Below are 25,918 nucleotides of genomic sequence, written 5' to 3'. Positions count from 1 at the left end.
ACGCCCGTACGACCGCCGTCGGCGGCGTCCGTGACCTTGCCGCCTTGCGGGAGGCGGGGAACGCCGTGCCCGGCCACCTCCGCGTCGGACACAGGCGCCCGCCTTTACGTTGTAAATCAATTCCTTGGCGACGTGGACGATGCGGCTCCGCGCGCCGAGGGAGCAGACGGCGACCGCGCCGGGCTCGTACGCCGCCCCGGTGGCTGTCAGCAGGCCGCGCCCTTCCGGGCGGGAACCCCGGGCCTGCGGCCCCTGCCTCAGCGGCTCGAGCGCGCGAAGGTCAGGGCCTCCTGGGCGAGTGGCAGCCAGTCGCGCCGCGACCGCGGGTCGAGGCTGAGCCACTCCTTCATCGGAGTGCCCTTGTTCGCGTCGAAGTGCACGCCGTCACCGCCGGTGACCAGCTCGTCGACGCGATCGGCCGGAAGCTTCAGCACCAGCCGCCCGCGGACGAGCATCGCGAAGATCTTGGTCTCGTAGCGCAGGGCGGTGCGGCCGAACCCCCGGCCGCCCTGCGGCGGATCGACCCCGGGAACCCCGGTCAGCTCGTCGACCAGATCGGCGTGACGCTCCTGCGGCCCGAGCTCCTCGACACTCTCCTCACGCACGGCGCTCAGCGTAAACCCCACCCCCGACACTCCGGCCCCGCGCCGCGAGTGGGCCCGCGGCGGATGATCACTGGCGTCTACTGTGGCGACCATGGCGGAATGGGAGATCCGGAAGGACGGCACCGGCGACCTGGTGAGCGTCCACGACGACCGCGTCGGCGCCCTGGCGCGGGCGCTCGTGTTGCGGGCCACGACGGCTCACGCGTACCGGGTGACCGGCCCGCCCGGTCCGGTCTGTGCGACCGGGCGCGACCTCTACCTCCGGCTCGTGGACAGCGGCCGGGAGATGCAGGCGACGGATCGCACCCTCGGCGAGTTCCTGCGCGCCTGGTGGTCGGTGGGCCGCCTCCTCGCCGACCGGGAACGGCTGGAACCCGACACGGTCGCCGCGATGATCGCCGCGTCCGCCACGGTCGAACCGCCGCCGATGCGCGCGGCGTGGCGCGAGACACCGCATGAGTACGCGCCCGAGCCGTCGTCGTACTCGGACTGGGAGCGGATCGTGCTCTCCCAGATCACCGACCTCGCGGACCTCGCCGACGCCGGTCCGCTCCCCCCGGACGCGTCCTTCGGCCTCGACGTCCCCCGCCCGGCCGGCAGCGTACGGGCGACCGGCGAGCGCTGGTACAACTTCGACCCGGCGGGGTACCTGGAGTGCGGCGCGGCGGGAGCCTTCGGCGGCTGGGACGAGGCCGGCGGGACCCGCGTCGCCGTACCCGGTCCGGCCACCCTCCCGACGGCCGAAGCCGACGGCGTACGGGCCCTGGGCGCTCTTCACTGGGGCGATCTCGCCCGGCTGGCCGTCTGCGGGCAGGTGTACGAGTAGGGGCCGGGAGCCGGCCGCGGCGGGAATGAGACCGCCGCATCCTGGGCAGGTCCGCAGATGAGCGAACCATCGGTCACCAGGGGGCAGAGATGATGCGTTTGAGCGCACGGAACCAGCTTCGGGCCAGGATCACCGCCATCACCGAGGGTGAGGCCACCGCGAACGTCGAGATGGACGCCGGTGGCGTGCGGATGGTCGCCGCGATCACGGTCGAGGCGGCTCGCGAGCTGGGTCTCACCGAGGGCAGCGAGGTCGTCGCGATGATCAAAGCCTCGGATGTGATGCTGGCGGTCGCCGACTGAGGAGGCCACGGGCAGATACAGGTGTAAGAACCTCTTAGGGCTGGCGTGTGCTCCGGCTACGTAACTTCCAGCATGGAATATGCGATAGTACGGTGGCCGACATGGCGATTGTCCGGCCCGGCGAGGTCAGGGGGGTCGTCGCCGTACCAGGGGTCGGTACGGACGCGGCACTCGGCGCTGTGACGGCACCGAACGGGACCTGTGTCGTCCCGCCCGCGAGTCGGGATCGCGGGCCGCGACACGGTGACCAGGGCCGTCATGGAGGGACCCCACCCCCCGCCCCTTCCCCGGGGCACCTGCAAGAGGAGAACCAAGGTGATCGAACGTCTGCCCCGGCCCTTCCGGGTACTGCTCGCCGCCACACTCGGAGCGAGCCTCACGCTGGCGGCCGGGTGCGGCAGCACCGACAAGGACTCGTCCGGATCGTCCGGGAAGAGCGGCAAGACGGTCTTCGTGTTCGCCGCGGCTTCGCTGACCGAGACGTTCACCTCCTTGGGCAAGACCTTCGAGAGCGCTCATCCCGGTGTGAAGGTGAAGTTCAACTTCGGCGGTAGCTCGGCGCTGGCCCAGCAGATCACCCAGGGCGCTCCGGCGGACGTGTTCGCCGCCGCCAGCCCCGCCACGATGAAGACGGTGACCGACGCCAAGGACGCCTCGGGCGAGCCGAAGGTGTTCGTCCGCAACCGGCTCGAGATCGCCGTGCCGCCCAGCAACCCCGGCAAGGTCAAGGCGTTCAAGGACCTGGCCAACCCCAAGCTGAAGGTCGTCGAGTGCGCGCCCGAGGTGCCGTGCGGCGCCGCCGCCATCAAGGCCCTCGCGGCGGCCAAGCTCAAGGTCAAGCCGGTCTCGCAGGAGCAGGACGTCAAGGCGGCGCTCACCAAGGTGCAGCTCAACGAGGCCGACGCCGCTCTCGTCTACCGCACCGACGTCAAGTCCGCCGCCGGGAAGGTGAAGGGCATCGACTTCCCCGAGGCCGCCCAGGCGATCAACGACTACCCCATCGCCACCCTGGCCAAGGCCCCGCAGCCCGACCTGGCCGGCCAGTTCGTCCAGCTCGTCCTCTCCGACCAGGGAAAGTCCGTCCTCACCCAGGCGGGATTCGAGTCCCCCTGACCGGAGCGGGGGCGAGGATCCACCGGAGCGGGTCCTCGCCCCACGCCGGCACCGGGGCCCAGAGCACGGGTGCACGGGCGAACGCGTGCGGTATGACTCTCTCTACCGATTATTCAATAGATCGAAATAAGCCCATAAAGACTGTCGGCTCGGCCGGGACCTGGCGCCGCAGTCGACAGATCACCCGACGCGAAGGCGCCAGGACACTGCGATGAGCGTCCCGGCGCCGATCCCTTGATGCCTAGGAAGCCGTCTGGTCGTCGATCTCGGCGTCCGCGGCGTGCCGCTTCACGGATTCGATGCCGTTCATGGCCGAGGACTTGGTCTCGTAGTTCTCGCTGCTCGCGATCACCTGGCCGTTCGACGCGACCAGGTTGAAGTGGAACTTGCCGCTGTTGCCTTTCTTCATGACGAACTTGCCGGCCATTCGTCTCACCTCTCTACGGTTGCTTCATCGCGGCCCTACCCGCGCATTAGAGGCAAAACCCGCCATATCCCGCTGTTCCGGATATGTAGCGTCTGCGCATAGCCGGCGCTTACCGTGGCGGCGCCGTACGGATCTTTCTGACCGCCGAGCGCGGGCGGGGACCCCGTGACGATCCCCGCCTCTCGCCCTAACGAGTCGCCGGCAGGACGCTGCGCTTCTCCTTCGGCAGGTCCTCGATCATCCGGCGCGGCATGTTGAGCGTGTCGGCGCTGACCTGCGCCGGGGTGTTGGCCATCCACTGCGTCGCCGAGATGTCCTCGTAGCGCGGGTTGCGGAACATCTCCAGGAACACCAGCGGCTCCGTGCCGAGGTTCTCGACGTAGTGCCCGTACGCGAAGGGTACGTAGCCGACGTCCCCGGCATGGAAGTCGAACGTCCGGTTCAACCCCGAACCGGCGAACACTCCCATCCGGCCGAACCCGGAGATGTAGTACTGCCACTCGTCGTCGGTCGGATGCCAGTGCAGCTCACGCAGCGCGCCCGGTTCGAGTTCCACCAGGGCCGCCGAGATCGTGTTCGCCGCCGCGAAGTTCGTGGAGTCGGTGATCCGGACCGTACCCCCGTCGAACCGCAGCGGGGTCTGGGCGAGCATCCGGTGCTTGAACGTCCGGGGCACGTCGCCGGTGGGGCTGACGACGCGCTCTCTGTCGTCCAGCGGCGGGGGAACCTCGCCCTGGAAGATGTACTTCTCCTTCTCCGGCATGGCGGCCATCTGCTCGGGCGTCCAGCCGAAGTTCTTCGCGAGCACGTTCTTCGGCGTGTGGGCGAAGAAGTCGCTGATCATGAATGTGGAGTTCTCCGAGAAGGCGCCGTCGTCGAAGACGAGCAGGAACTCCACGCCCTCATCGAGCGCCTGGATGTAGTGCGGCACACCCTTGGGAAAGAACCAGAGGTCACCCTCCTCGACGTCGTCGAGGAAGTTGCGGCCGTCCTGGTCCACCACGCCGATCCGGCAGCTCCCCTCCAGCACGTAGGCCCACTCGGACTCCTTGTGCCAGTGCAGCTCGCGATAGGCGCCGGGGTTGAGCTTCATGTCGACGCCGGCCAGCGTCGTGGCTACGGGCAGCTCGCGCTGGGTGACCTCCCGCGTCCAGCCGCCCTCCTCGATCCGCGTATGGGCCGTGGAGAAGGAGAACTTCAGGTTCGGCAGCGTTCCGTGGTCCGTGGGTGGCGGCGTGAGCATGTCGGGATTCTGCCGGTCCAGCTCGATGTTGCGCGGGCCGGTGTCGATGCCGCCCTGGCCGTTCCGCTGCGGTTGAGGAACGTCCTTCGATCCGGACCGTTTCATCGGGTTGAAATGTCTCATCGGCGACACCTTTCGTGAGGCGGGTCAGAGGGTGAACGGCAGGCAGCAGCCCAGGACGGCGACCACGGCGGCCGAGACGCCGGCGACTCGCGTGGTGAGCGGGGCGTTGACGAGCGGCCCCATCAGCGAGCGGTCCCGGCAAAAGTGGACGAGCAGGAACAGCGCGACCGGTACGCCCAGCGAGATGACCACCTGGCTGACGATCAGCAGGCCGGTCAGCGACACTCCGGAGAGCAGGGCGAGCACGGCCGGCGCCATCGTCACGATCCGGCGCACGTGCACGGGCACCCGCCGGGCGAGGAAGCCGCGCATCACGACGTCGCCGGCGAGCGTTCCGATCCCGGTCGAGGACACCCCGGACGACAGCAGCGCGATCGCGAACGCCAGCGCGGCACCCCCGCCGATCCGGCTCGCCAGCTCGCCGTGCGCCGCGACCAGGTCGCCGGTCCAGGCGCCGCCCGTCGCACGGCCGAGCCCGGCCCCGAGCGCGATCATCGAGACGTTGACGAACGTGGCCGCGCCGAGCGCGAGCACGCAGTCCAGCGCCAGCGCGCGACGGACCAGGCGGGGCCGCCGCCAGGCCGAGTCCACCGGCATACCGCCGCTCTGCACGAGGGCCGAATGCAGGTAGATCGCATGCGGCATGACCGTGGCGCCGACGATTCCCATCGCGAGCACCAGCGCCCCCTGCCCCGCCAGGCCGGGCAGCAGGCCCGACGCGAGGCCGGCGGCGGACTGGTGCCCGACGAACAGGATGTCGTAGCCGATCCCGCCGCCCACGAGAACCAGCGCCGCCGCGCTCATCAGCTCGAACCCGCGCCGGCGTCCGCGGCGCCGCAGCTCCAGCAGGAGCAGCGACACGACCGCGGTCAGCACCGCGGAGGCCAGCACGGGCATCCCGAACAGCAACCGCATCCCTATCGCCGCGCCGACGAACTCGGCCAGGTCGGTGGCGAGCACCACCACCTCGGCCTGGAACCACACCAGCCGGGTCCCCCAGCGCGGGAACCGGTCCCGGCACAGCCGGGGCAGGCTCTTCCCGGTGGCCATGCCGAGTTTCGCCGCCTGGAACTGGACCAGCATCGCGACGAGGCTCGCGGCCACGACCACCCAGACGAGCAGATAGCCGGTCGTCGCCCCCGCCGTGAGGTTGGTGGCGACGTTCCCGGGGTCCACATAGGCGATGGCGGCCACGAACGCGGGCCCGAGTATCCGGGCGGCGTGGGACGCCGGAACGGGACGGCGTTCCTGGGCGGCGAGCTCACGGTCGGGCGGCGGTGGTGTACGGGTGAGGCGCCCGCTCACTCTGACGCTCCATCTCGCGCGAATAGCAACATAAAGGCGGAATACCCTTAATGCCGAAAAGCAGATCAAAGGAAGCCGCCATCGGTGGGTAAAGGTAAAGTGGCGCCTTATCCGTCTATTCCGGATATATAGCTGCGATGGGTCAAAGGCTTGGACGCAGGTCACGTACGGGGCTCATGGCCTCCAGTTGCGCGGCCAGGTACAGCACTGTGGATTCGGCCAGCCTTCCGGACACGAGCTGCACCCCGATGGGCAGCCCGTCACCGCTCGTGCCGAACCTGATCGACAGGCCGGGGAGCCCGGTCACGTTGAATGGCACGGTGGCGCCCTGGATGAACCTGGCCGGCACGGGCCGGCCGTCGACGACGAACTCCCTCGCACGGTGTTCGTGCGCCGGAACGGGCACCACGGGCGTGAGGAGCGCATCGTGGTTCCGGAAGTATTCGGCGAAGCCGTCCTTGAGCCGCTCGCGCGCCTGTTCGGCGAGGACGTAGTCCCGGTACGGCGTGTCCGGCGTCTTGAGCATCGCCTTGACGATCTTGAAGATCTCGTCCTCGTGGCCGGCGGCCGCCTCGGCGAAGGCGGGCTTCATCTCCATCACGTGCAGTGCGTAGAAGACGTCGAGCGCGAAGTCGCGTTCGAGTGCCGGGATGCGGACGGGTTCCACGACCGCGCCGGTGAGCGTCAGCGCGTCGGCGGCCGCCCGCACGGTCGCGGCGACTTCCGGGTCGACCGGGCCGAAGCCGGGCTCGACCAGCCACCCCACCCGAAGCCGGCGGCCCGGCGCGGAACCGACGCCGGTGTCGAGGTTCGGCGGGCTGGTGGCGTAGCCGTCGGCCCCGTCCGGCCCGGCAAGGACCGAGTAGGCGAGCGCGATGTCGCGGACGCTGCGCGCCATCGGGCCCATGTGCCAGAACCGGCGCGGCACCCGTGGCCAGACTCCGGTCATCGGGATGCGCCCGTGCGTGGGCTTGAGGGCGACGATGCCGGTGTGCGCTGCAGGGCCGCGTACCGAGATCGCGAGGTCGGTGCCGAGGCCGAGCGGTGACATTCCCGCCGCGATCGCCGCCGACTCGCCGCCGCTCGACCCGCCGGGCGTGCGGTCGAGGTCCCACGGGTTGTTCGCCCGCCCCGTGAGCAGGTTGTCCGTCTCGGTCGAGTAGGAGAACTCGGGGAGATTCGTCTTCGCGAGCAGGATCGCGCCGGCGCGCCTCATCCGCGCGACCCCGGCCGCGTCGACGGCGGGAACGCGGCCCCGGAAGATCGGCGAACCGCGCTGGGTGGGCACCCCGGCGGTATCGATGGAGTCCTTCACCGTGAACGGCACTCCGTGCAACGGCCCGAGCTCCTCGCCCGACGACAGAGCCTTCTCGGCCGCCTGTGCGGCTTCCAGCGGGCCCGCGACCGTGACGATCGCGTTGATCCGCGGGTTGACCGCCTCGATGCGGTCGAGGTGTGCCCGCACCACTTCGACCGGCGACACCTCCCGTTCGCGGATCAGCTCGGCCAGCCTGGTCGCGTCGGAGTAGACGAGGGCCTCGGCCGTGTGCTTGCCGGTCATGGGCGATCGTCGCCGGTGTGGGCGAGTCTGCGGGCTTGCATGCTCGGATGACGTACCCACAGGAGGAGCCGTGAACGTCCGTGCGGTCGAATATCCGTTTTATGCCGCATGGGCGCACGGCGGGGTGCATGCCGGTACGAGCCTTGGACCTGGCGAGCGAGTTAACGGACCGGAGCCCGGGTAGGCGCCTCGCATGGCGGAGATATCACTGCGGGTCAACGGCGCGGAATACGCACTGAGCATCGACACGCGCACATCGCTGCTCGATCTGCTCCGCGAGCACCTCGGCCTGACCGGGACCAAGAAAGGGTGCGACCACGGTCAGTGCGGCGCGTGCACCGTCCTGATCGACGGCCGGCGGTCCAACGCCTGTCTCGCGCTCGCCGTCGCCCACGACGGCGCGGAGGTCACCACGGTCGAGGGACTGGCCGACGACGGCCGGCCCCATCCCCTGCAGGCCGCGTTCATGGAGCTCGACGCCTTCCAGTGCGGGTACTGCACCCCGGGCCAGCTCTGCTCGGCGGCCGGGATGCTCGGCGAACGCGGGCCGAGCGCCGTCACCGACGATCTCACCGCGGATCCACCGCTGACGCGGGAGGAGATCCGCGAACGCATGAGCGGAAACCTGTGCCGTTGCGGTGCGTACGTCAACATCGTCGCCGCGATCGAAGAGGTCGGCCGATGAGACCTTTCGCGTACGCCCGCGCCAGTGACGCGCGGGACGCCGTCGAGCGGTTCGGGCCCGGCGCGATGTACCTCGGCGGCGGCACCAACCTCGTGGACCTGATGCGCCTCGGCGTGGCCGAGCCCGAATCCCTCGTGGACGTGGCGCGCCTCCCGTACGACGCGATCGACGGCGACGGCGACGGCCTGCGGATCGGCTCGGCGGTGCGCAACAGCGACCTGGCCGCGCACCCGGTGGTACGTGAGCGGTACCCGATGCTGGCCCGCGCCGTGCTCAGCGGCGCGTCCGGGCAGGTCCGCAACATGGCCACGGTCGGCGGCAACCTGCTGCAGCGCACCCGCTGCCCCTACTTCCAGGACGTCTCCAAGCCGTGCAACAAGCGCCGTCCCGCCTCGGGCTGCCCGGCGATCGAGGGCGACCACAGCAACCTGGCGGTGCTCGGCCACTCCGGGCAGTGCGTGGCGACGCACCCGTCCGACATGGCGGTGGCGCTCGCCGCCCTCGACGCGCGGGTCCGGGTCACCGGACCGGACGGCGACCGTACGGTGCCGATCCCCGGCCTGCACCGGCTGCCCGGCGACGACCCGTCCCGCGACACCGTGCTGCGGCCGGGTGAGCTGATCACCGGCGTGGACCTGCCTCCCCCGCCCGCCGGCGCCTCGAAGTACCGCAAGGTACGAGAACGCGCGTCGTTCGCGTTCGCCCTCGTCTCCATCGCCGCCGTGCTCGAGGTCGCCGACGGCGTCGTCCGCGACTGCCGCCTGGCGCTCGGCGGCGTCGCGCACGCGCCGTGGCGGGCCGAGATCGCCGAGGCGGAGCTCCGCGGCGTACGTGCCGGTGAGGAGGAGTTCGCCCGTGCCGCCGAGGCCGAGCTGAGCCGGGCGCGGCCGCTGCCGCGCAACGCGTACAAGGTCCCGCTGGCCCGCAATCTGATCGTCCGCACCCTGCAGGAGCTGGTCACGTGAACCGCGTCGAAGGAGGCGACAAGGTCACCGGGCGCGCGAGGTACGCCTATGAGTACCCGGCCGCCGACGTCGCGTACGTCCATCCCATCCAGTCGGCGATCGCCCGCGGGCGGATCCGGTCGGTCGACGCGAGCGAGGCGCTCGTCATGCCGGGCGTGCTCGCGGTGCTGTCCAGTGCCGAACCGCCTCCGCTGGGCTCGCGCGAGGACCCGGAGCTGGCGCTCTTCCAGACCGACCAGGTCGCCTACCACGGCCAGCTCGTGGCCGCGGTGGTCGCCACCACGCTGGAGACGGCGCGTGACGCGGCCGAACGCGCGGTGCGCATCACCTACGACGCCGAGCCGCACGACGTACTGCTGAGGGCGGACCATCCCGGCCTCTACACGCCAAAGACGGTCCTTCCGGACTTTCCCGCCGTCTCCGAGCTGGGCGACGTCGAGGCCGCGCTGGCCGACGCGGCCGTGGTCGTGGACGCCACGTACACGACGCCCACGATGCACAACAACCCGATGGAGCCGCACGCGACGATGGCGGTCTGGGAGGAGGACGGCGGCCTGACGCTCTACGACGCGACGCAGGGCGCGACCGCCGACCGCGACAGCATCGCGAAGGTGCTGGGCCTGCCTCCGGACCAGGTCCGCGTCGTCGCCCCGCACGTCGGCGGGGGTTTCGGGTGCAAGGGCACCACCCGCCCGAACGCCATCCTCGCGGCGCTCGCCGCGCGGGCCGCCGGCCGCCCGGTGAAGGTGGCGCTGACCCGGCAGCAGATGTTCGACGTCACCGGCTATCGCACCCCCACGATCCAGCGGGTCCGGCTCGGCGCCGACGCGCAGAACCGGCTGACCGCGATCAGCCACGAGGTGGTCGAGCAGTCCTCGACTCTGGTCGAGTTCGGCGAGCCGACCGCCCTGCCCACACGTGTCATGTACGCGGCGGCCGCTCGCCGTACGGCGCACCGGCTCGCCCGGCTCGACGTGCCCACGCCCTCGTGGATGCGCGCGCCCGGCGAGTGCCCGGGGATGTTCGCCCTCGAGTCGGCCATGGACGAGCTCGCGATCGCCGGTGGAATCGATCCGATCATGCTGCGGGTGCTGAACGAACCCGCGACCGATCCCGAGTCCGGTCTGCCGTTCAGCTCGCGCCACCTCATCACCTGCCTGCGTGAGGGCGCCCGGCGCTTCGGCTGGGAGCGGCGTGACCCCGAGCCCGGGATCCGGCTCGACGGGCGGTGGCTGACCGGCACCGGCGTGGCCTCGTCCACGTACCCGGCCAACCGGCAGCCGTCCAGCGCCAGCGCCACGGTCGAGGACGACCAGTTCCTCGTACGGATCGCCGCCGCCGACATCGGCACCGGGGCACGTACGGTGCTCACCCGCATCGCGGCGGAGGCCCTGGGCGCCCCGGCCGAACGCGTCAGGGTCGAGGTCGGCGACAGCGCACTGCCGAAGGCGTCTCTCGCGGGCGGCTCCATGGGGACCGCGTCGTGGGGATCGGCGGTCGTACGTGCGTGCGAGGCGTTGCTGAAGAACGGTGACCGGGGTACCGCCGACACCACGGCGGACGTGGAGGCCGACTCCGGCTTCTCCCGTCACGCGTTCGGCGCCCAGTTCGCGGAGGTACACGTGGACATCGACACCGGTGAGATACGCGTCCCGCGGCTGCTGGGCGTGTTCGCCGCCGGCCGGATCCTGGACGAGACGCTGGCGCGGTCGCAGTTCATCGGCGCCATGACGATGGGCCTGGGAATGGCGCTCATGGAGGAGACGGTGGTCGATGAGGAGTCCGGCGGCTTCTTGAACCACGACCTCGCGCAGTACCACGTCGCGGCGTGCGCCGACGTACGGGACATCGAGGCGGTGTGGATCGAGGAGGAGGATCCCTACCTCAACCCGATGGGCTCCAAGGGGATCGGCGAGATCGGCATCGTGGGCACCGCCGCGGCCGTCGCCAACGCCGTCCACCACGCGACCGGGCGGCGCATACGCGACCTGCCCGTCACCCCCGCGAAACTGCTCGGCTGACGCGGGGATCGGGCCCGTCTCGATACGCTGAGAACCTGCCTAGACCGGTCTCCACGGACACCGAGAACGAACGTACGCAGGGAGCAGAGTTATCCGATGAACCCGCCGACGCAACAGGAGCGATTCGGTTTTCAGGCCGAGGTCGTCCAGCTTCTCGACCTGATGATCCATTCGCTCTACAGCAACAAGGAGATCTTCCTGCGGGAGGTGATCTCCAATGCCTCGGATGCCATCGACCGGCTGCGGTTCGCGATTCTCACCGATCCCGAACTCCACGAGGACGACGAGGCGCTGGAGATACACGTCGCGTACGACAAGGAAGCGCGCACGATCACCATCTCCGACAACGGCATCGGCATGAGCCGCCAGGAGGTGATGGACAACATCGGCACCATCGCCAAGTCCGGCACGCGCGAGTTCTTCCAGGCACTGACCGGCGACCAGCGCAAGGACGCGACGCTCATCGGCCAGTTCGGCGTCGGCTTCTACTCCTCGTTCATCGTCGCCGACCAGGTGATCCTGACGACCCGCAGGGCGGGCCTGCCCGCCGGCGAGGCGGTCCGCTGGGAGTCCGACGGCAGGGGCGACTACACGCTGGAGACGGTGGAACGCGAGGCACGGGGTACCGAGATCGTCCTGCATCTGCGGGAGGGCGAGGACGACCTGCTGAACGACCACCGGCTGCGCACGATCATCCAGAAGTACTCCGACCACATCAGCCTGCCGATCCTGATGCCGGAGACGACGGAGGACGGGTCCGGCGAGGACGCCGTCGTCAACCGCGCCTCCGCTCTGTGGGCCCGCGCGAAGAGTGAGATCGGCGAGGCCGACTACAACGAGTTCTACAAACACGTCGCGCATGACTTCGCCGATCCGCTCGCGCATCTGCACGCCAAGATGGAGGGCACCTACGAGTACACGCTGCTGCTGTTCATCCCGGCGACCGCGCCGTTCGACCTGTGGATGCCCGAGGCGCGCCACGGCGTGAAGCTGCACGTCCAGCGGGTCTTCATCATGGACGACACCGGTCAGCTGATGCCGAACTACCTGCGGTTCGTCCGCGGCGTGATCGACTCGGCCGACCTGCCGCTCAACGTCTCGCGCGAGATCCTGCAGAGCAGCAGGGTGGTCGACTCCATCCGCTCCAGCGCGGTCAAGAAGGTGCTCAAGCTCCTGAAGGACCTCGCCGAGAAGGAGCCGGACAAGTACGCCACCTTCTGGAAGGAGTTCGGCGACGTTCTCAAGGAGGGCGTCGCCGAGGACTACTCCAACCGTGACGACATCGCCAAGCTGCTGCGGTTCACCACGACGAAGTCGGCGACCGACGAGCCGGACACCTCGTTCGGCGACTACGTCTCCCGCATGAAGGAGGGCCAGGAGAAGATCTACTACCTGCTGGCCCCCTCCCCCGCCGCCGCCAAGCACAGCCCGCACCTGGAGATCTTCCGCAAGAAGGGCATCGAGGTGCTGCTGCTGGGCGAGGCCATCGACAACTGGCTGGTGACGAGCCTGCCCGACTTCGAGGGCAAGCGGCTGCAGTCGGTCGCCCAGGGCGTCTCCGACCTCGGTTCGATGGAGGACGAGGCCGAGAAGGAGGCGAACGAGAAGGCGGTCACCGAGCTGGGCGGCCTGGTCGAGCGGCTGAAGAAGGCGCTCGGTGACAAGGTCTCCGACGTACGGACCACCAACCGCCTGACCACGTCACCGGCGTGCATCGTGGCCGACGAGCCGGACATCGAGATGAACCTCGCGCGCCGCATGCGGGGCTCCGGGCTGCCGAGCCGGCCGGTGCTGGAGATCAACCCCGAGCACGCCCTCGTCCAGCGGCTCGACCGCGAGACGGACGAGGAGCGGCTTTCGGACTGGGCGCAGATCCTCTACAGCCAGTCCGTTCTCACGCTCGGCGCCCGCATCGAGGATCCGGCCGACTTCGTCGAACGGCTCAACGGCCTGCTGATGACGCTCGCGGAGGAGACGGACTGAAAACGCACGTGGGCCGGGACGCGTCGCGTCCCGGCCCACGTTCGCTCAGGATCCGAAGACCTGGAACTCATACAGCGAATAGCCGTACGGGGTGGATCGCTGGGTCCCGTACACGCGCACGTACCGGCCGGACCCGGAGACGTTCAGGTCCTGCACTCCCCCGGTGCCGGTGGTCGTCGAGTACACGTTCGTCCAGCTCGTGCCGTTGGTGGACGTCTGGATCTGGAACGCCTTGCCGTACGCCGCCTCCCAGTTGAGCAGCACGTGGGACAGGTTGTGCACCGCGCCCAGGTCGACCTGGAGCCACTGCGGGTCGCTGAACGCACTCGACCAGCGTGACCCGGTGTCGCCGTCCGTGGCGTTGGCCGCGGCGGTGCCGGGCTGCTCGGTCGAGGACGCGGTGGTCGGGTGGCCCTGGGACAGGTTCGTCCCGCTGCCGCCACCGCCTCCGCCGCCCGGTGCCTTGTTGTAGACGGCGACGTAGTCGACGTTGAGCGACGCGCCGGAGACGGTCGAGGAGTTGGGACCGCCGCCGAACGCGTCGGGGAACCCTCCGCCCATCGCCAGGTCGAAGATGATGAAGAAGGGATGGTCGACGGCGTTCGCCCAGGTGGTGGCGTCCACCCGGTTCGCGGCGAGCGTGAAGTAGTTGTTGCCGTCGAGGTACCAGCGGATCTGCTCGGGCGAGACCGACCGGTCGATCTGCACCGCGTAGGTGTGATAGCCGGTCTGGCAGCCGCCGCACGCGCGTTCACCGCTGCCGATTCCGGTGGACTCGTTACAGGGCCCGCCGGGGTTGGTGCCGCAGTGCAGGGTGCCGAACACCGAGCTGCGGCCGTTGATGTCCTCGAGGATGTCGACCTCACCGGAGGTCGGCCACGTCGTCCCGCTGCGCAGCGTCGAGCCGAGCATCCAGAACGCCGGCCAGTAGCCCGCTCCGTTGGCGGTGGAGACGTTGGGCTGCTGGATCGACGCCTGCATCATCACGACGCCGCCCGCGGGGGCGCCGAACGTGGCGGCCTGCGTCTCGACCCGGCCGGAGGTCCAGCCCCCGCGCGGGTCCGAACCCGAGTGGAGGGCCTTGAGAACGAGATGCCCGGCGCCGTCCTGGTAGACGTTCGACGTGCTGTTGGTCATCGTCTCGATCTCACCGGTGCCGAAGCTGCTGCCGGGCCCGGTGTCGTACTTCCAGGTCCCGGTGTTCAGCCCGGTGCCGCTCCCACCGGTGAAGTCGTCGCTCCAGGTCGTGGTGAAGCCCGAGGGCGGCGGCGGTACGGTGGCGGGCCTGGCCGAGGCCGTCTGGGTGGCGGTCGTCGCCGGGGCGATCATGCCGACGGCGAGGACGAGGGCGCCGGTGGCCACCCGGAGCCGGTGTGTGCGTGTCGCGAACATGTGCTGCTCCTTTCGGGGGGTCACCAGCCGACGGCGACGAGCAGGTACTGCGGGTCGCCGTGGGAGATGAACGAGGACTGGCCGGCGACGTCGTCGTAGGGGAAGCCGTAGGCCAGGTGGTTGATCGCGTGGTCGTGCCAGAACTTGGCGTAGTAGTTGGCGGGCGCGGCCTTGTAGTACTGGCTCGGGTCGGACTGCTGCGGCTGGCCCGCGACGTGCCGGTTCAGGGCGGCGCACATGTTCGGGTTGCCCGCCAGCGAGCCCGCGCATCCGAAGATGTTGGAGGTGGGCTCGTTCACGCCGTTCGCCTGCGCGTAGCTGGTGAAGTAGTTCGCGTACTGGCCGCCGGTACGGAAGGCGCTGTCACTGCCCGGCGCGGGGATGTAGTAGGGCGCCTGGACGGTGGCGAGGTGCTTGAACTCGGTCGGCACCTCGTCCTGGAACCGCTGGAACGTCGCCGAGCGGTCCTCGGCGAACGTGGCCTGGTCCTCGCCGACCTGCGTGTCGTACCCGTCGTGGGCGTGCAGCCGCAGGGCCAGCTTGAGGCCGAAGCCGTCGACGCGTGTCGTGTTGCCGTTGAACACGTCCGGCCCGACCGTGAACTCGATGAAGTCCTTGTACTGGCCGGTCGGCGAGCCCAGGTAGAAGTACATCCGGCCGGCGGAGTTGGCGGGCATGTCGAAGTAGGGCTGTTCGGCGATCGAGTGCGTCTGGCCGTTGAAGCTCCAGTAGACCTGGCTGTCCGGGTAGTGCCCGTTGGTCCGGTTGAGGATCTTCAGCTCGAGGACGTTGTTCGCGGCGGGGATGGTGCTGGTGTCGCCCCAGAACGAGTCGGTCGGCGGGGGCGTCGTGGTGGTCCCGGAGTACACCGCGAACTCCCACAGCGAGTAGCCGTACGGGGTGCTGCGGGCGGTGCCGTTCATCCGGACGTAGCGGCCGGTGCCGGTGACGCTGAGCGTCTGGGCGCCGCCGGTGCCGGTCGTGGTGCTGTAGACGGTCGTCCAGCTGCTGCCGTTGGCCGAGACCTGGATCTGGAAGGCCGTCGCGTACGCCGCCTCCCAGGTGAGGGACACCTGGCAGATCTGCTGTGACGAGCCCAGGTCGACCTGCAGCCACTGCGGGTCGCTGAAGGCGCTGGACCAGCGGGTTCCGGTGTTGCCGTCCACGGCGGCCGAGGCGGGGGTGCCGGCGTTCTCGGTGGAGGAGGCCGTCACCGTGTGGTTCAGCGCGAGGTTGCTCCCGCCGCAGGCGGCGGCCTTCGGCGCGGCGGCTCCGGCGTTGAGCGGGGTGCCGGCCACGAGGTAGCCGACGAGAAGCATGATCGCGGCGGACGCGATCACGATGAGATGAGCGGGCGCACGGCGGCGCGCCACGTGGCGGAGGGTGGACTGCATTGACGGCTCCCTTTCTGGGGGTAGGGAGATGAGGCACGCGACTCCGGCGGCCGCGGAACCGCCGGAGCCTCGCTGGCGGGCGGGGCGTGCGGGTGATCGTCGGGCGGGTTGTTCTGAGAGCGCTCTCACGAAGAAGGTGGCGGTCATTCTGACTTCAGTCAAGGGAGTCAAGGCGTAACGTTTTGATAACGGCGACCGCGCCGAACCGCCCGCTGTCCCCGACATATGCCCTGGCCAGGGTATTTGTTGTCCGGCACACCATTAATCCGGGGCAACGCAGCCGAAATCTATGCGCCCTTCGGTGCGTCCTCCGCCCGGTGCCTCAGCGGTAGAGATCGGTACGCCGATCGGCGTGGATGTCGTTGCGCGGCCCGCACGATCGCGGCGCGGGCGGCGGCACGGTTGGCGTCCACCTCGCCGACGGCGAGGGCGAGCCGGCAGACGGCCGTACGTGTCATCGAGGCCACCCTAGGGCGATCAGGGCTGGTACGTCCCCGGCTCCCAGGTGCGGGTGGCGACGCCGATGGTGTTCCAGGCGTTGATCGCGACGATCAGGCCGACCAGCGCCGCGATCTCGTCCGGCTTGAACTGCCCGGCCACCGCGTCGTAGTCGGCCTGGGGGACGTGGCCGCCGGCGAGCAGCGTCACCGACTCGGCGAACGCCAGCGCCGCGCGCTCGCGGTCGGTGAAGTACGGCGTCTCGCGCCACGCCGGAAGCGCGTAGAGCCGCTGTTCGGTCTCGCCGATGGCCCGTGCGTCCTTGGTGTGCATGTCGATGCAGTAGGCGCAGCCGTTGATCTGGGAGGCCCTGATCCGTACCAGCTCGCGCAGCCGGGGGTCGAAGTCCACGCGGTCGAGTTCGGAGGTGGCGGCCTGGTCGAGCCCGCCCATGGCACGGGAGAACCGGGCGGCGTGGGCGTCGAAGTCCAGCCGGACGGGAATCGGTGTCGTCGTTGTCATGTGATCGAACCTAGGCCCGGATCAGCCCAAGAGTATGGTCCATTTCCATGGCGAGAACATGGGCCGTTTCCGGCGTGGACCTTCACCTGGACCTGACGGGCACGCGGGTGCGCGCCGCGCTGGAGTCCGCGTTGCGGCAGGCCGTTCGCACCGGACGGCTCGCCGAGGGGGTGCGCCTGCCCTCCTCGCGGGCGCTGGCCGCCGACCTGGGAGTCGCGCGCAACACCGTCGCGGACGCCTACGGCCAGCTCGTCGCCGAGGGCTGGCTGACGGCCCGTTCCGGTTCGGGCACCCAGGTCGCGGCACGGCCCGCCGACGAGGAGGCCGCGCCGCCACCGGCCCGGCCCGGAAGGACCCCGGTCCGGTACGACCTGCGGCCGGGGTCACCCGCCTTGTCGCTGTTCCCCCGCACCGCGTGGCTGGCCGCGGCACGACGGGCGCTGAACGCCGCACCCGCCGAGACCCTGGGCTACGGCCATGCGCGCGGGCTGCCCGAGTTGCGGACGGCCCTGGCCGGCTACCTCGCCCGTGCCCGTGGCGTGCGCGCCGCCCCCGAACGCGTCGTGGTGTGCGCGGGCTTCACGCAGGCCCTGACCCTGCTGGTTCAGGTGCTGCGCGCCCGCGGTGCCACCACCCTCGGGATCGAGGCGCTCGGCCACCGGCAGCACCACGACGTGATCGCCGCGGGCGGGCTGCGGCCCCGGCGGATGCCGGTCGACGATCACGGCGCGGTCGTCGATGCCCCCGCGGCCGACGCCATGCTGCTGACCCCGGCCCATCAGTTCCCCCTCGGCATGCCGCTGGCGGCGCACCGCCGTACCCGCGCCGTCCAGTGGGCCCACGACACCGGCGGCCTGATCATCGAGGACGACTACGACGGGGAGTTCCGCTACGACCGCCAGCCCGTCGGCGCGCTGCAGGCCCTGGCCCCCGAGCACGTCGTGTACGCGGGCACCGCGAGCAAGACCCTCGCGCCCGGCCTGCGGCTCGCCTGGCTCGTACTGCCCGCCGCCCTCGTCGACGAGGTCGCCGAGGCCAAACGGATCGCCGACGGGCACACGAGCACGTTCGAGCAGCTCACGCTGGCCGAGTTCGTCACCTGCGGCGACTACGACCGGCACGTGCGGCGCTGCCGCCTCGCGTACCGGCGCCGACGGGACCGGCTGGTCACCGCGCTGCGCCGCGAGGCGCCACGCGTACGGGTCACCGGCGTGGCCGCCGGGATGCACGCCCTGCTCGAACTCCCGCCCGGTACGGACGAGGACGAGGTCGTTGCCCGTGCCGGCCGGCACGGTCTCGCCCTGGAGGGGCTACGGACGTACCGCGCCGCGGAGGAGGGACACCGGCCCGCGCTCGTCGTCGGCTACGCGACTCCTCCGGATCACTCCTACACCGGCGCCCTCGCCCGCCTCTGCGCCGTTCTCGCCGGCTGACCACGCCTGCCGCCGACCGGACGCGGCACGACCCCCTGTCGAGTCGCGTTGTGCCAGTGTGTGCCCATGGTGGCGAGATCTGAGCTTTCGGCGGCGGAACTCCAGGTATGGCGGGCATTTCCGCGCGGTGAGCCGGTGCGACTCGGCGGCGAGGACTCCGACCCCGACGAGGTGTCCGCGGGTGACGACTGGGGTCCGTCACGGCAGGTTCGCGCCGAGGTGATCACCGAGCTGCTCAGCGGCGCGTTCTCGCCCGTGGCCGGCCGGGTCGCGGCGCTTCGGCTGTCCGGCGCGCAGATCGTCGGGAGGCTCGCCCTGCGGGACGCGGAGATCAGGCAGTCCGTACGGCTACGAGGGTGCCGGCTCGACGACGGGCTCGACCTGTCCGAGGCGAGGACCCGCAGTCTGGACCTGACCCGCTCCCACGTACGCGGTCTCAGCTTGAACGGCGCGCACATCGAGGGAAGCGTCGGACTGGTCGGCGCGCACCTGGCCGACAGATCCGGCTACGCCCTGGACGCGGACGGGCTGACCCTCAGCCGCAACCTGTTCTGCCGCGACGGGTTCCGTGGCCAGGGCGAGATCCGTCTCGTGGGCGCGAGCATCGGCGGCCAGTTCGAGCTGGGCGGCGCCCATCTGGCCAACCCCGGTGGCAAGGCGCTGAGCGCCGAGGGCATGACCCTCGCCGGGCACATGATCTGCCGCGACGGATTCGAGGCGCAGGGCGAGGTCTGCCTGGTGGGAGCGAGCATCGGCGGCGTACTCGACCTGAACGGCGCGCACCTGAGCGATCCCGGCGGCTCCCCGCTGAACGCCGACGGGCTGAAGCTCGCCGGGAGCCTGTTCTGCCGTGACGGCTTCCAGGCCCGGGGTGAGGTCCGCCTGCTGGGGGCTCACGTCGGCGGCCAGGTCAACCTGGACGGCGCGGACCTGGCCAACCCCGGCGGCTACGCCTTCAACGCCGACCGGATGACCGTCGCCGGGACCATGTTCTGCTCTGGCGGCTTCCGGGCCGAGGGCGAGATACGCCTGCTGGGGGTGCGCATCGGCGGCCGGCTCAGATTCGACGGCGCGGACCTGGCGAACCCCGGCGGCAACGCCCTGACCGCCGACCAGATGGCCGTGACGGAGGGGATGTACTGCCAGGACGGCTTCCAGGCCGAGGGCGGCATCAGCATGTACCGGGCGAACATCGGGGTCCTGTGCGACGACCCCGGCTCGTGGCCGCGGCGGCTGGTGCTGGACGGTTTCACCTACGAGGGCCTTGACCCGTACCTTCCGGCCGGCCGGCGGCTGGAATGGCTGCGCCGGATGGACGCCTACCGCGCGCAGCCGTACGAGCAGCTCGCGGCCTACTACCGGCGGCTCGGCCACGACGAGCAGGCGCGGCGTGTCCTGCTGGCCCGGATGAGATCCCGGACGAACGAACGGCCGTGGTGGGCACGGTCCTGGGGCTGGTTCCAGGACGTACTGGCGGGCTACGGCTACGCACCCGGCCGCGCGGTCGGATGGCTGGTGGGCGTGCTGATCGTGGGCTGGGCGTTCTTCCATCTCCACCAGCCCGCCCCCGCGAGACCGCAGGATCATCCGGTGTTCCACGCGGGCCTGTACGCGCTGGACCTGATGCTGCCGGCCCCTGGCCTCGGCCAGGAACAGGCGTGGGATCCGCAGGGCGGCATACTGGCGATCGCGACGACCCTGCGAATCTTCGGCTGGCTGCTGGCCATCGCGGTGGTGGCGAGCATCACCCGCGGCCTCAGCCGCAACTGACCGCGAGGTCGGCCGGCCCGGCCGAAGGCCTGACCCGGCCATATCCGCCTATAACCCCATTTGATCTGCGACCGTGAAGCGCAGGGGTACGGCCTGGGCCGACCCTGCGCGCCGGCGGGGGGCGGCGCCCGGCCGGCAAGGGGGCGGGACATGACCGTCGTGGGGACCTGGAACCTGGAGAACCTGTTCAAGCCCGGTGCCGACTTCGGTCCCGGCAGCGAGGCCGTGTACCGCAAGAAGCTGCACGGGCTCGCCACCACCATCGACGAGGCAGGCCTGGACGTCCTCGCCGTGCAGGAGGTGGGCGACCCGGACGCCCTCGGTGACCTGGCCGCGCTGCTGGGCGGCGAGTGGCGGCACGTCACCTCCGAACACTTCGAGGCGGCGCATCCCATCCGCGTCGGCTTCCTCAGCCGGCTGCCCATAGAGGTGCTCGCCGACGCGGCCGACTTCCCCGGGCAACTGGGGGCGACGCAGACCGACGACTCGGGGACCCACATCTCCCGCATGGGCCGGGGTGCCCTGGCCGTACGCGTCGAGGCGCCCGGGCAAGAGCTGATCCTCATCGCCTGCCATCTCAAGTCGAAGCTGCTGAGCTTCCCCTCCGATGGGAAGAGCAGCCGCTTCGCGCCCAGGGACGAAGGCGAACGCGCCCGGTACGCCGCTTACGCGCTCAACCGCCGGACCGCCGAGGCCGTAACCGTACGCGCGCTCGCGGACCGGCTCCTCGACGCGCAGGGGCGTACCCGGCCGGTGATGGTGCTCGGCGACCTCAACGACGAGCCCCAGGCCGCCACGACCCAGATCCTGCTCGGCCCGCCCGGTAGCGAGCTCGGCACCCTCGGCGCCGACCGGCCCGACGGCGGAGACGCGTCGCGGCTGTGGAACCTGGCCCCGCGGATCCCGGAGGACGAGCGGTACTCCCGGATCTACCGCGGCCGTGGCGAGCTGATCGACCACATCCTGGCCAGCCAGACGCTCCTGGCCCAGACCCAGGAGGTGCACATGGTGCACACCCGGCCGCTTCCGTCGGTCACCGACGACGCACCGGCACGTCGCGACGCTCCCGCCTCCGACCACGCGTTGCTGCTGACGCGCCTGACCTCCGGGCAGGCCTGACCGGCATGCGATAAAGTCCACGGCGAATCATCCAGAGGATCCGAGGGACCTGGCCCGATGACGGTCCGGCAACCTGCCCCGCGGCAAGGTGCCAACGCCAGGAACGATGAGGAGTACCCATGGGCACGCGCCTCGATGTTCCCGTCCTGCACGGATCGCTCGTACGGCTGGAGCCGCTCTCGATGAGCCACGTGCCGGACCTGGCGCTGGCCACGGAGGAGGACCGTTCCTCCTACGGCTTCACCCTGGTCCCCCGGGCCGCCGACGTGAAGGCGTACGTGTCGGCGCAGCTCGCTCGCGACGGGCTGACCCCGTTCGCGCAGGTCCGGGTGCGAGACGGGAGGGCCGTGGGGTGCACGGCGTTGTGGGACCCGCGGACCTGGCCCGGCAGTGACGATCTGCGCGCCATCGAGGTGGGCTGGACCTGGCTCGCCGCGTCGGCGCAGGGCCGCGGGATCAACGCCGAGGCGAAGTTCCTGCTGTTCACGTACGCGTTCGAGACGCTGGGCGTGGTCCGCGTCGACCTCAAGACCGACGCGCGTAACGGGCGGTCGTGTCGGGCGATCGAGCGGCTCGGCGCGCGCTTCGAGGGCGTGCTGCGCAGCTGGTCGCCGTCATGGGCGCCCGGCGAGGAGGGTCTGTTGCGGGACTCGGCCATGTTCTCCGTGATCGCCGGCGAGTGGCCGGCCGTCAAGGCCGCGCTGGCCGCGCGCCTCGCCGCCTAGGCCGAGAGGAGCACGATCTCGAAGTCGACGGTACGGAACCGGTCCGGCAGGCCCAGCTCGGCGGCGCGTGCCGGATCCTCGACCACGGCGAACTCCCGTACGAGGCTCGGCTTCACCCCGAAGACCGCGTCGGAGTCGAGGTACGCGCTGTCGGCCGCGAACACGTGGGTGGTCACCGGCGCGTATCCGGGGGCCCGCACGATGAAGTGGATGTGCGCGGGCCGGTACGGATGACGGCCGGTGGCCTCGAGCAGGGCACCGACCGGGCCGTCGTCGGGGATCGGGTAGTGGCGCGGCACGATGGTGCGGAACCAGAAGGTCCCCTCGGTGTCCGTGGTGAACAGGCCGCGGAGGTTCGCCCGCGGCACCTCGCCCGGCTTCTGCACGTCGTAGAAGCCGTCCGCGTCCGCCTGCCACACGTCGACGGTCGCGCCGGCGACCGGCTCGCCGCCGGGGCCGGTGACACGCCCGGTGACCAGGCACGCCTCTCCCCTGCCGTCGAGTGAGATGTCGGCGCCGAGCGGCCGCGGCGGCGACTCGACGACGTGGAACGGCCCGAGCACCGTCGACTCGGTGCCGACGCCTTTCGCCCGGTGGTTGATCGTCTCTACCAGCATGGACACGCCGAGCACGTCGGAGAGCAGGACGAACTCCTGGCGCACGTCGTCGCACTTGTGCCCGGTCGCGGTGAGGAACCCGATCGCGGCGTTCCATTCGTCCTCGGTCAGCTCGACGTCCTTCACGAACGCGTGCAGGTGGCGTACGAGCGACCCCATCACCTCCCGCAGCCGGGGATCGGGCGTGCCGTCGAAGCTGGCGCTCACGACGTCGGCCGAGCGCTCCTCGCTGAACAACTCCCCGCGCGTGCCATCGGTCATGTCGGCCTCCCTGGTGCGGTGACACCTCCGATCCTGACACGGCCGGGCCGTGCGCCGGCCTGCGGCCACCCCGTACCCGAACGGCTGTGCCCGGCCGGTCGGGCATTCCGTCCGTCTACAGTCCGGCGCACTGTCCCGACTTCGGGCCTGACGCGGTATTGGGCCGGCCCGCGTCGCCCGGCGCCGGGGAGTTCCCGGCGCACGACAGCGGTCCGCCGATGTGGTTGCCGGCGACGATCGTCGTCGCCGTGTTGTCCCGCACGGCGAGCGGGCCGCCCACGGTCGTGCCGTCGATCGTGACCTGACCCGTCACGCCGGTGACGTTCACCGGGCCTTTGATCGTCGCCGCCGCGCAGTCACCGTCGCGGTTGCCGAGCCAGACCCGCGTCCCGCCGGTCACGGTGGCCGGCCCGGACACCGTGGTGCCGCACAGCAGCACGTCGGTGGCCCCGGACGCCGTCAGCGGGCCACGCACTTCGGACCCCGACGCGTAAAGCCCGGCACCTGTGCGTACGGTCACCGGCCCGGTGATCGTCGCGTCATCGAGACACGTGACACCCGAGGAGACGGTCAATGGGCCGTTGTGCGTGCCGGTGATCGTCTTCGTGCAGGACGGGACGCCGGTCGCGAGGAAAGGCACGGCCCAGGTCTGGTCCTGATGCCGGTAGGTGACGGTGCCGTGGTAGACCCCGTCCGCCGGATAGGAATGGCTCCCGCTGACCGACATCAGGCCTCTCCCCTGCCGCTGGCTCGCCACGTAGTCGCGTCCCGCGATGACGGCCGGCTCCGTCGGAGATCCATCGCCCCAATCGATCACGGCCGCGAACTCACCGGGCGGAATCGAGCCGGCGCTCAGACGCGCCAGGAGCGCGTCGCCCAGGGTCTTGTCCACGCCGAAACGGGAGATCGTCCCCATCGCCGCCGGGCTCCAGTCGACCTGGGATATGGAGCCGAAGTTCACGTTCGCGAACGCCCACCGCGGTCCGGCCACGCTGAGCCGCTGCCGATACGCGTCGTAGTCCTGGGTGAGCGTTTTGGGAGACCAGGCCTTTTCCAGGATTCCGGCCATCCTCGGGAAGACCATGAACTCGTTCGTGGCCAGCCCGCGCATCTGCTCACCCCAGATGGGCGCCTCGATACCGAGGATGTCTTCCGCCTTCGGCCCGCCGTACGCGGGTTGAGCCCAGACCGACCGGTACTTCTCGTAGACCCATTCCGGGTCCCACGTGTAGGCCTTCTGGAGTTCCGTCGCCGGCGTTCTGCCGGGAGATCCGTCATAGGCGAAGTCGAGATAGGCGTTCCATTCCGGGGTCTCGATGACGCTCCGGCCCTGGTTGAACCATTCGGGCTTGATGAGAGGGGGTCCACCGCCGGTGTAGTCGGACCAGTACTGGTTGATGGAGGTGGAGTTCGGCGCGTACCCCTCCAGCGCCGGGTTCCAGCCCATCACCCGCTTGCCGTTGTCGTCGACGATCTTCTCCATCTGGCCGATCCACCACTTGTAGTCCTCGTGGGGCATCCCGATGGCCTCGTCCCCGCCGATGTGGATGATGGGTCCGGGAGAGATCGCGGCAAGCTGCGCGATCGCGTCCTTCCAGAACGCGAGGGCCCGCGCGCTGGCCGGGTCATCCGGATCGGTGCAGAACCGGTCGGTCTGGGTCTGGCCCTGGCACCCCATGACCGCGACGCCGCCCAGGGCTTTGACCGCCGCCGTGGCATGGGCCGGGGCCTCCAGCTCGGGGACGATCTCGATGAACCGGTCGGCCGCGTACTTGACCAGGCCCTTGAAGTCCTCCTGCGTGTAGAAACCCGCGAGGCAGTTCGCTCCGTTGCACCCGGTGCCGTCCAGCGCCGGGTAGCCCTTGATCTCAAGGCGCCAGGACTGGGTGTCGCTCAGGTGCAGGTGCAGCCGGTCGCCCTTCAACGCCGCCAGCTGGTCGATCATGGACCTGATTTCGGCCACCGTCAGGAAGTTACGGGCGGGGTCGAGCTGGAGACCCCGGTGTGCGTATCGCGGGTAGTCCACGACCGTGATGGGCCGCACCGTCCACGGCCCCGTGCCGATGGCGGGCGAGTAGCTCGCCGCCGGCAACAGCTGCCGGAGGGTCTCAAAGCCGTTGAACAGGCCGTGGGCTTTCGGGGCCACGACCTTCGCGCCCGCGCGCGACACCGTGAGGGAATAGCCCTCGGCCGCGGCGACGTCGTTGCCCGGTGGAAGTCCGGGAACCGGCGCGAGGGTGAGGGCGATATCGGCGGCGGTGGCGGAGCCTGTCACCACGGGGAGTTCGTACCCGGTGGCCGGCCGCAGGTAGCCCGCGAGAACATCTCCCGTGGCGGCGAGGCCGCCGTCGGAGATCACGATCCGGGATCTGGCCGTGAGCTCCCACGGCTGACCGGTGCCGGGCGTCTGCCGCACCGGTACGGGAATGATCTGCCCCACGACCGGCGCCGGCTTGGGGCCGGACCACACCTCGAACTCATTCAGCGTGTATCCGCTGGTGGAATTCGTGGCCAGGGCCTGCATACGGACACACGAGATCGGATCCTTGCGATCGATCACGTGGGAATCCTTGTCGCCCGGATTCACCACGTGGGCGACCGTCGACCACGTCTGACAGCCGGCGTCCGTCGCGACCTGGATGTCGTACTCCGTCGGCTTGGCCGGCGACGTCCAGAGGCTGGACACCTCGTACACGGGGGCGGGTTTGGCCAGCTTGACCTGGAACCAGTCCTGGGTCGGGTCATAGCCGTCCCCGACCGACGCGTAGTTCGAGGTCCAGCCGTTGTGGACGAAGACGTCGATCGCGTTGGCCGGCGCGTACGTCGCCGCGGGCGAGGTCATACGCTGCGACTTGGCCGAGGCGACCGCACCCGGCAGCAGGGCGAGATTGACGCTGTCGGAGGCCGAGGGATCGGCGGACGTCGTGGACGGCCGCGCCGTGTCGGCATATCCGGCGCCGCTCGCAAGGACACCGGTGACAGACGTGGCCAGAAGCGCACCGATCGTCAGAACGGAGACGGTACGGGACCGATGGCCTCCGCTGTACCTCCGCTCGCGTTTCGGCGAGAAGAACGAGATCCTCACGTC

Annotated in this window: 22 protein-coding genes and 1 riboswitch; of the genes, 11 read left to right on the top strand and 11 right to left on the bottom strand. The window is 70.4% G+C overall.

The annotated features are described in order from the left end of the window. Positions 1-257: 257 nt before the first annotated feature. On the bottom strand, positions 258-605 hold the full coding sequence (locus FB559_RS45145) for a hypothetical protein (RefSeq protein WP_141963474.1): 348 nt from the start codon (positions 603-605) through the stop codon (positions 258-260). A 91-nt stretch (positions 606-696) separates the two neighbouring features. Between FB559_RS45145 and FB559_RS41675 the strand changes: the two genes are divergently transcribed. From FB559_RS41675 to modA, 3 genes are all read left to right on the top strand, one after another. Further along, positions 697-1,431, top strand: a complete 735-nt coding sequence (locus FB559_RS41675; RefSeq protein WP_141963472.1) for a hypothetical protein — start codon at positions 697-699, stop codon at positions 1,429-1,431. Between the two features lie 89 nt (positions 1,432-1,520). After that, the gene (locus tag FB559_RS41670) at positions 1,521-1,733 is read left to right on the top strand and encodes a TOBE domain-containing protein (protein ID WP_185792744.1); all 213 of its coding nucleotides are present in this window, start codon (positions 1,521-1,523) and stop codon (positions 1,731-1,733) included. Between the two features lie 315 nt (positions 1,734-2,048). After that, the gene (modA, locus tag FB559_RS41665; protein ID WP_342781059.1) at positions 2,049-2,846 is read left to right on the top strand and encodes a molybdate ABC transporter substrate-binding protein; all 798 of its coding nucleotides are present in this window, start codon (positions 2,049-2,051) and stop codon (positions 2,844-2,846) included. Positions 2,847-3,087: 241 nt separating this feature from the next. On the opposite strand, the gene FB559_RS41660 is transcribed toward modA, so the two are convergent. The 4 genes from FB559_RS41660 to FB559_RS41645 form a co-directional block, all read right to left on the bottom strand. Then, on the bottom strand, positions 3,088-3,273 hold the full coding sequence (locus FB559_RS41660; protein ID WP_141963468.1) for a YegP family protein: 186 nt from the start codon (positions 3,271-3,273) through the stop codon (positions 3,088-3,090). Positions 3,274-3,460: 187 nt separating this feature from the next. Beyond that, positions 3,461-4,639, bottom strand: a complete 1,179-nt coding sequence (locus FB559_RS41655) for an oxalate decarboxylase family bicupin (protein WP_141963466.1) — start codon at positions 4,637-4,639, stop codon at positions 3,461-3,463. 24 nt (positions 4,640-4,663) lie between these two features. Beyond that, positions 4,664-5,944, bottom strand: a complete 1,281-nt coding sequence (locus tag FB559_RS41650; protein ID WP_185792743.1) for an Nramp family divalent metal transporter — start codon at positions 5,942-5,944, stop codon at positions 4,664-4,666. Between the two features lie 142 nt (positions 5,945-6,086). Further along, positions 6,087-7,505, bottom strand: coding sequence for an amidase (locus FB559_RS41645; protein WP_141963464.1), 1,419 nt, complete (start codon positions 7,503-7,505; stop codon positions 6,087-6,089). Positions 7,506-7,698: 193 nt separating this feature from the next. Here FB559_RS41645 and FB559_RS41640 point away from each other — a divergent pair, with 193 nt between their 5' ends. The 4 genes from FB559_RS41640 to htpG all read left to right on the top strand — a co-directional run bounded on the left by FB559_RS41640 (position 7,699) and on the right by htpG (position 13,159). Further along, entirely contained in the window at positions 7,699-8,190 is a 492-nt protein-coding gene (locus FB559_RS41640) for a 2Fe-2S iron-sulfur cluster-binding protein (protein ID WP_141963462.1), read from the top strand. After that, positions 8,187-9,155 (top strand): FAD binding domain-containing protein, encoded by a 969-nt coding sequence (locus FB559_RS41635; protein ID WP_141963460.1) that lies wholly within the window; start codon positions 8,187-8,189, stop codon positions 9,153-9,155. Before FB559_RS41640 ends, FB559_RS41635 begins: the two co-directional genes overlap by 4 nt. Next, positions 9,152-11,176 carry a xanthine dehydrogenase family protein molybdopterin-binding subunit gene (locus tag FB559_RS41630; RefSeq protein ID WP_141963458.1) on the top strand — a complete coding sequence of 675 codons (2,025 nt, stop codon included), beginning with the start codon at positions 9,152-9,154 and terminating at the stop codon, positions 11,174-11,176. The genes FB559_RS41635 and FB559_RS41630 overlap by 4 nt, the downstream gene beginning before the upstream one ends. Before the next feature lie 96 nt (positions 11,177-11,272). Continuing rightward, positions 11,273-13,159, top strand: coding sequence for a molecular chaperone HtpG (gene htpG / locus FB559_RS41625; protein WP_141963456.1), 1,887 nt, complete (start codon positions 11,273-11,275; stop codon positions 13,157-13,159). Between the two features lie 45 nt (positions 13,160-13,204). Here the strand turns inward: htpG and FB559_RS46015 are convergent, their stop codons facing one another. The 4 genes from FB559_RS46015 to FB559_RS41610 all read right to left on the bottom strand — a co-directional run bounded on the left by FB559_RS46015 (position 13,205) and on the right by FB559_RS41610 (position 16,905). Then, entirely contained in the window at positions 13,205-14,551 is a 1,347-nt protein-coding gene (locus tag FB559_RS46015; protein ID WP_246122909.1) for a discoidin domain-containing protein, read from the bottom strand. A gap of 20 nt (positions 14,552-14,571) precedes the next feature. Continuing rightward, the gene (locus FB559_RS41615) at positions 14,572-15,945 is read right to left on the bottom strand and encodes a beta-1,3-glucanase family protein (RefSeq protein ID WP_221640724.1); all 1,374 of its coding nucleotides are present in this window, start codon (positions 15,943-15,945) and stop codon (positions 14,572-14,574) included. Between the two features lie 287 nt (positions 15,946-16,232). Continuing rightward, complete coding sequence (locus FB559_RS44420) at positions 16,233-16,403, bottom strand: hypothetical protein (protein ID WP_185792742.1); 171 nt, start codon at positions 16,401-16,403, stop codon at positions 16,233-16,235. 19 nt (positions 16,404-16,422) lie between these two features. Then, complete coding sequence (locus FB559_RS41610; protein WP_141963454.1) at positions 16,423-16,905, bottom strand: carboxymuconolactone decarboxylase family protein; 483 nt, start codon at positions 16,903-16,905, stop codon at positions 16,423-16,425. Between the two features lie 47 nt (positions 16,906-16,952). Between FB559_RS41610 and pdxR the strand changes: the two genes are divergently transcribed. From pdxR to FB559_RS41590, 4 genes are all read left to right on the top strand, one after another. Beyond that, a complete protein-coding gene (gene pdxR / locus FB559_RS41605; protein WP_141963452.1) occupies positions 16,953-18,338 on the top strand; it encodes a MocR-like pyridoxine biosynthesis transcription factor PdxR in 1,386 nt (461 codons plus the stop codon). Positions 18,339-18,404: 66 nt separating this feature from the next. Next, on the top strand, positions 18,405-20,108 hold the full coding sequence (locus FB559_RS41600; protein WP_141963450.1) for a hypothetical protein: 1,704 nt from the start codon (positions 18,405-18,407) through the stop codon (positions 20,106-20,108). 150 nt (positions 20,109-20,258) lie between these two features. Further along, positions 20,259-21,227, top strand: coding sequence for an endonuclease/exonuclease/phosphatase family protein (locus tag FB559_RS41595; protein WP_141963448.1), 969 nt, complete (start codon positions 20,259-20,261; stop codon positions 21,225-21,227). Positions 21,228-21,251: 24 nt separating this feature from the next. Beyond that, a riboswitch (SAM riboswitch) is annotated at positions 21,252-21,340 on the top strand. Between the two features lie 6 nt (positions 21,341-21,346). After that, positions 21,347-21,952 carry a GNAT family N-acetyltransferase gene (locus FB559_RS41590; RefSeq protein ID WP_141963446.1) on the top strand — a complete coding sequence of 202 codons (606 nt, stop codon included), beginning with the start codon at positions 21,347-21,349 and terminating at the stop codon, positions 21,950-21,952. Here FB559_RS41590 and FB559_RS41585 read toward each other — a convergent pair. Then, complete coding sequence (locus FB559_RS41585; RefSeq protein ID WP_141963444.1) at positions 21,949-22,830, bottom strand: intradiol ring-cleavage dioxygenase; 882 nt, start codon at positions 22,828-22,830, stop codon at positions 21,949-21,951. The two genes, FB559_RS41590 and FB559_RS41585, sit on opposite strands and share 4 nt — an antisense overlap. Positions 22,831-22,945: 115 nt before the next feature. Further along, a complete protein-coding gene (locus tag FB559_RS41580; protein ID WP_141963442.1) occupies positions 22,946-25,915 on the bottom strand; it encodes a family 20 glycosylhydrolase in 2,970 nt (989 codons plus the stop codon). Positions 25,916-25,918: the final 3 nt, after the last annotated feature.

Source organism: Actinoallomurus bryophytorum (genome assembly GCF_006716425.1).
Lineage (GTDB): Bacteria > Actinomycetota > Actinomycetes > Streptosporangiales > Streptosporangiaceae > Actinoallomurus > Actinoallomurus bryophytorum.
The sequence above is the reverse complement of the archived record's forward strand: the minus strand, read 5'-3'. Positions and strand labels throughout refer to the sequence as shown.

What these genes read in the sequence shown, in the direction of transcription:
- FB559_RS41600 (WP_141963450.1), top strand. Translation starts at nt 18,405, where the DNA reads ATGGTGGCGAGATCTGAGCTTTCGGCGGCGGAACTCCAGGTATGGCGG.
- FB559_RS41675 (WP_141963472.1), top strand. Translation starts at nt 697, where the DNA reads ATGGCGGAATGGGAGATCCGGAAGGACGGCACCGGCGACCTGGTGAGC.
- FB559_RS46015 (WP_246122909.1), bottom strand. Translation starts at nt 14,551, where the DNA reads ATGTTCGCGACACGCACACACCGGCTCCGGGTGGCCACCGGCGCCCTC.
- FB559_RS41640 (WP_141963462.1), top strand. Translation starts at nt 7,699, where the DNA reads ATGGCGGAGATATCACTGCGGGTCAACGGCGCGGAATACGCACTGAGC.
- FB559_RS41655 (WP_141963466.1), bottom strand. Translation starts at nt 4,639, where the DNA reads ATGAGACATTTCAACCCGATGAAACGGTCCGGATCGAAGGACGTTCCT.
- FB559_RS41645 (WP_141963464.1), bottom strand. Translation starts at nt 7,505, where the DNA reads ATGACCGGCAAGCACACGGCCGAGGCCCTCGTCTACTCCGACGCGACC.
- FB559_RS41595 (WP_141963448.1), top strand. Translation starts at nt 20,259, where the DNA reads ATGACCGTCGTGGGGACCTGGAACCTGGAGAACCTGTTCAAGCCCGGT.
- FB559_RS41615 (WP_221640724.1), bottom strand. Translation starts at nt 15,945, where the DNA reads ATGCAGTCCACCCTCCGCCACGTGGCGCGCCGCCGTGCGCCCGCTCAT.
- FB559_RS41610 (WP_141963454.1), bottom strand. Translation starts at nt 16,905, where the DNA reads ATGACAACGACGACACCGATTCCCGTCCGGCTGGACTTCGACGCCCAC.
- FB559_RS41585 (WP_141963444.1), bottom strand. Translation starts at nt 22,830, where the DNA reads ATGACCGATGGCACGCGCGGGGAGTTGTTCAGCGAGGAGCGCTCGGCC.
- FB559_RS44420 (WP_185792742.1), bottom strand. Translation starts at nt 16,403, where the DNA reads ATGACACGTACGGCCGTCTGCCGGCTCGCCCTCGCCGTCGGCGAGGTG.
- FB559_RS41590 (WP_141963446.1), top strand. Translation starts at nt 21,347, where the DNA reads ATGGGCACGCGCCTCGATGTTCCCGTCCTGCACGGATCGCTCGTACGG.
- FB559_RS41660 (WP_141963468.1), bottom strand. Translation starts at nt 3,273, where the DNA reads ATGGCCGGCAAGTTCGTCATGAAGAAAGGCAACAGCGGCAAGTTCCAC.
- pdxR (WP_141963452.1), top strand. Translation starts at nt 16,953, where the DNA reads ATGGCGAGAACATGGGCCGTTTCCGGCGTGGACCTTCACCTGGACCTG.
- htpG (WP_141963456.1), top strand. Translation starts at nt 11,273, where the DNA reads ATGAACCCGCCGACGCAACAGGAGCGATTCGGTTTTCAGGCCGAGGTC.
- FB559_RS41635 (WP_141963460.1), top strand. Translation starts at nt 8,187, where the DNA reads ATGAGACCTTTCGCGTACGCCCGCGCCAGTGACGCGCGGGACGCCGTC.
- FB559_RS41670 (WP_185792744.1), top strand. Translation starts at nt 1,521, where the DNA reads ATGATGCGTTTGAGCGCACGGAACCAGCTTCGGGCCAGGATCACCGCC.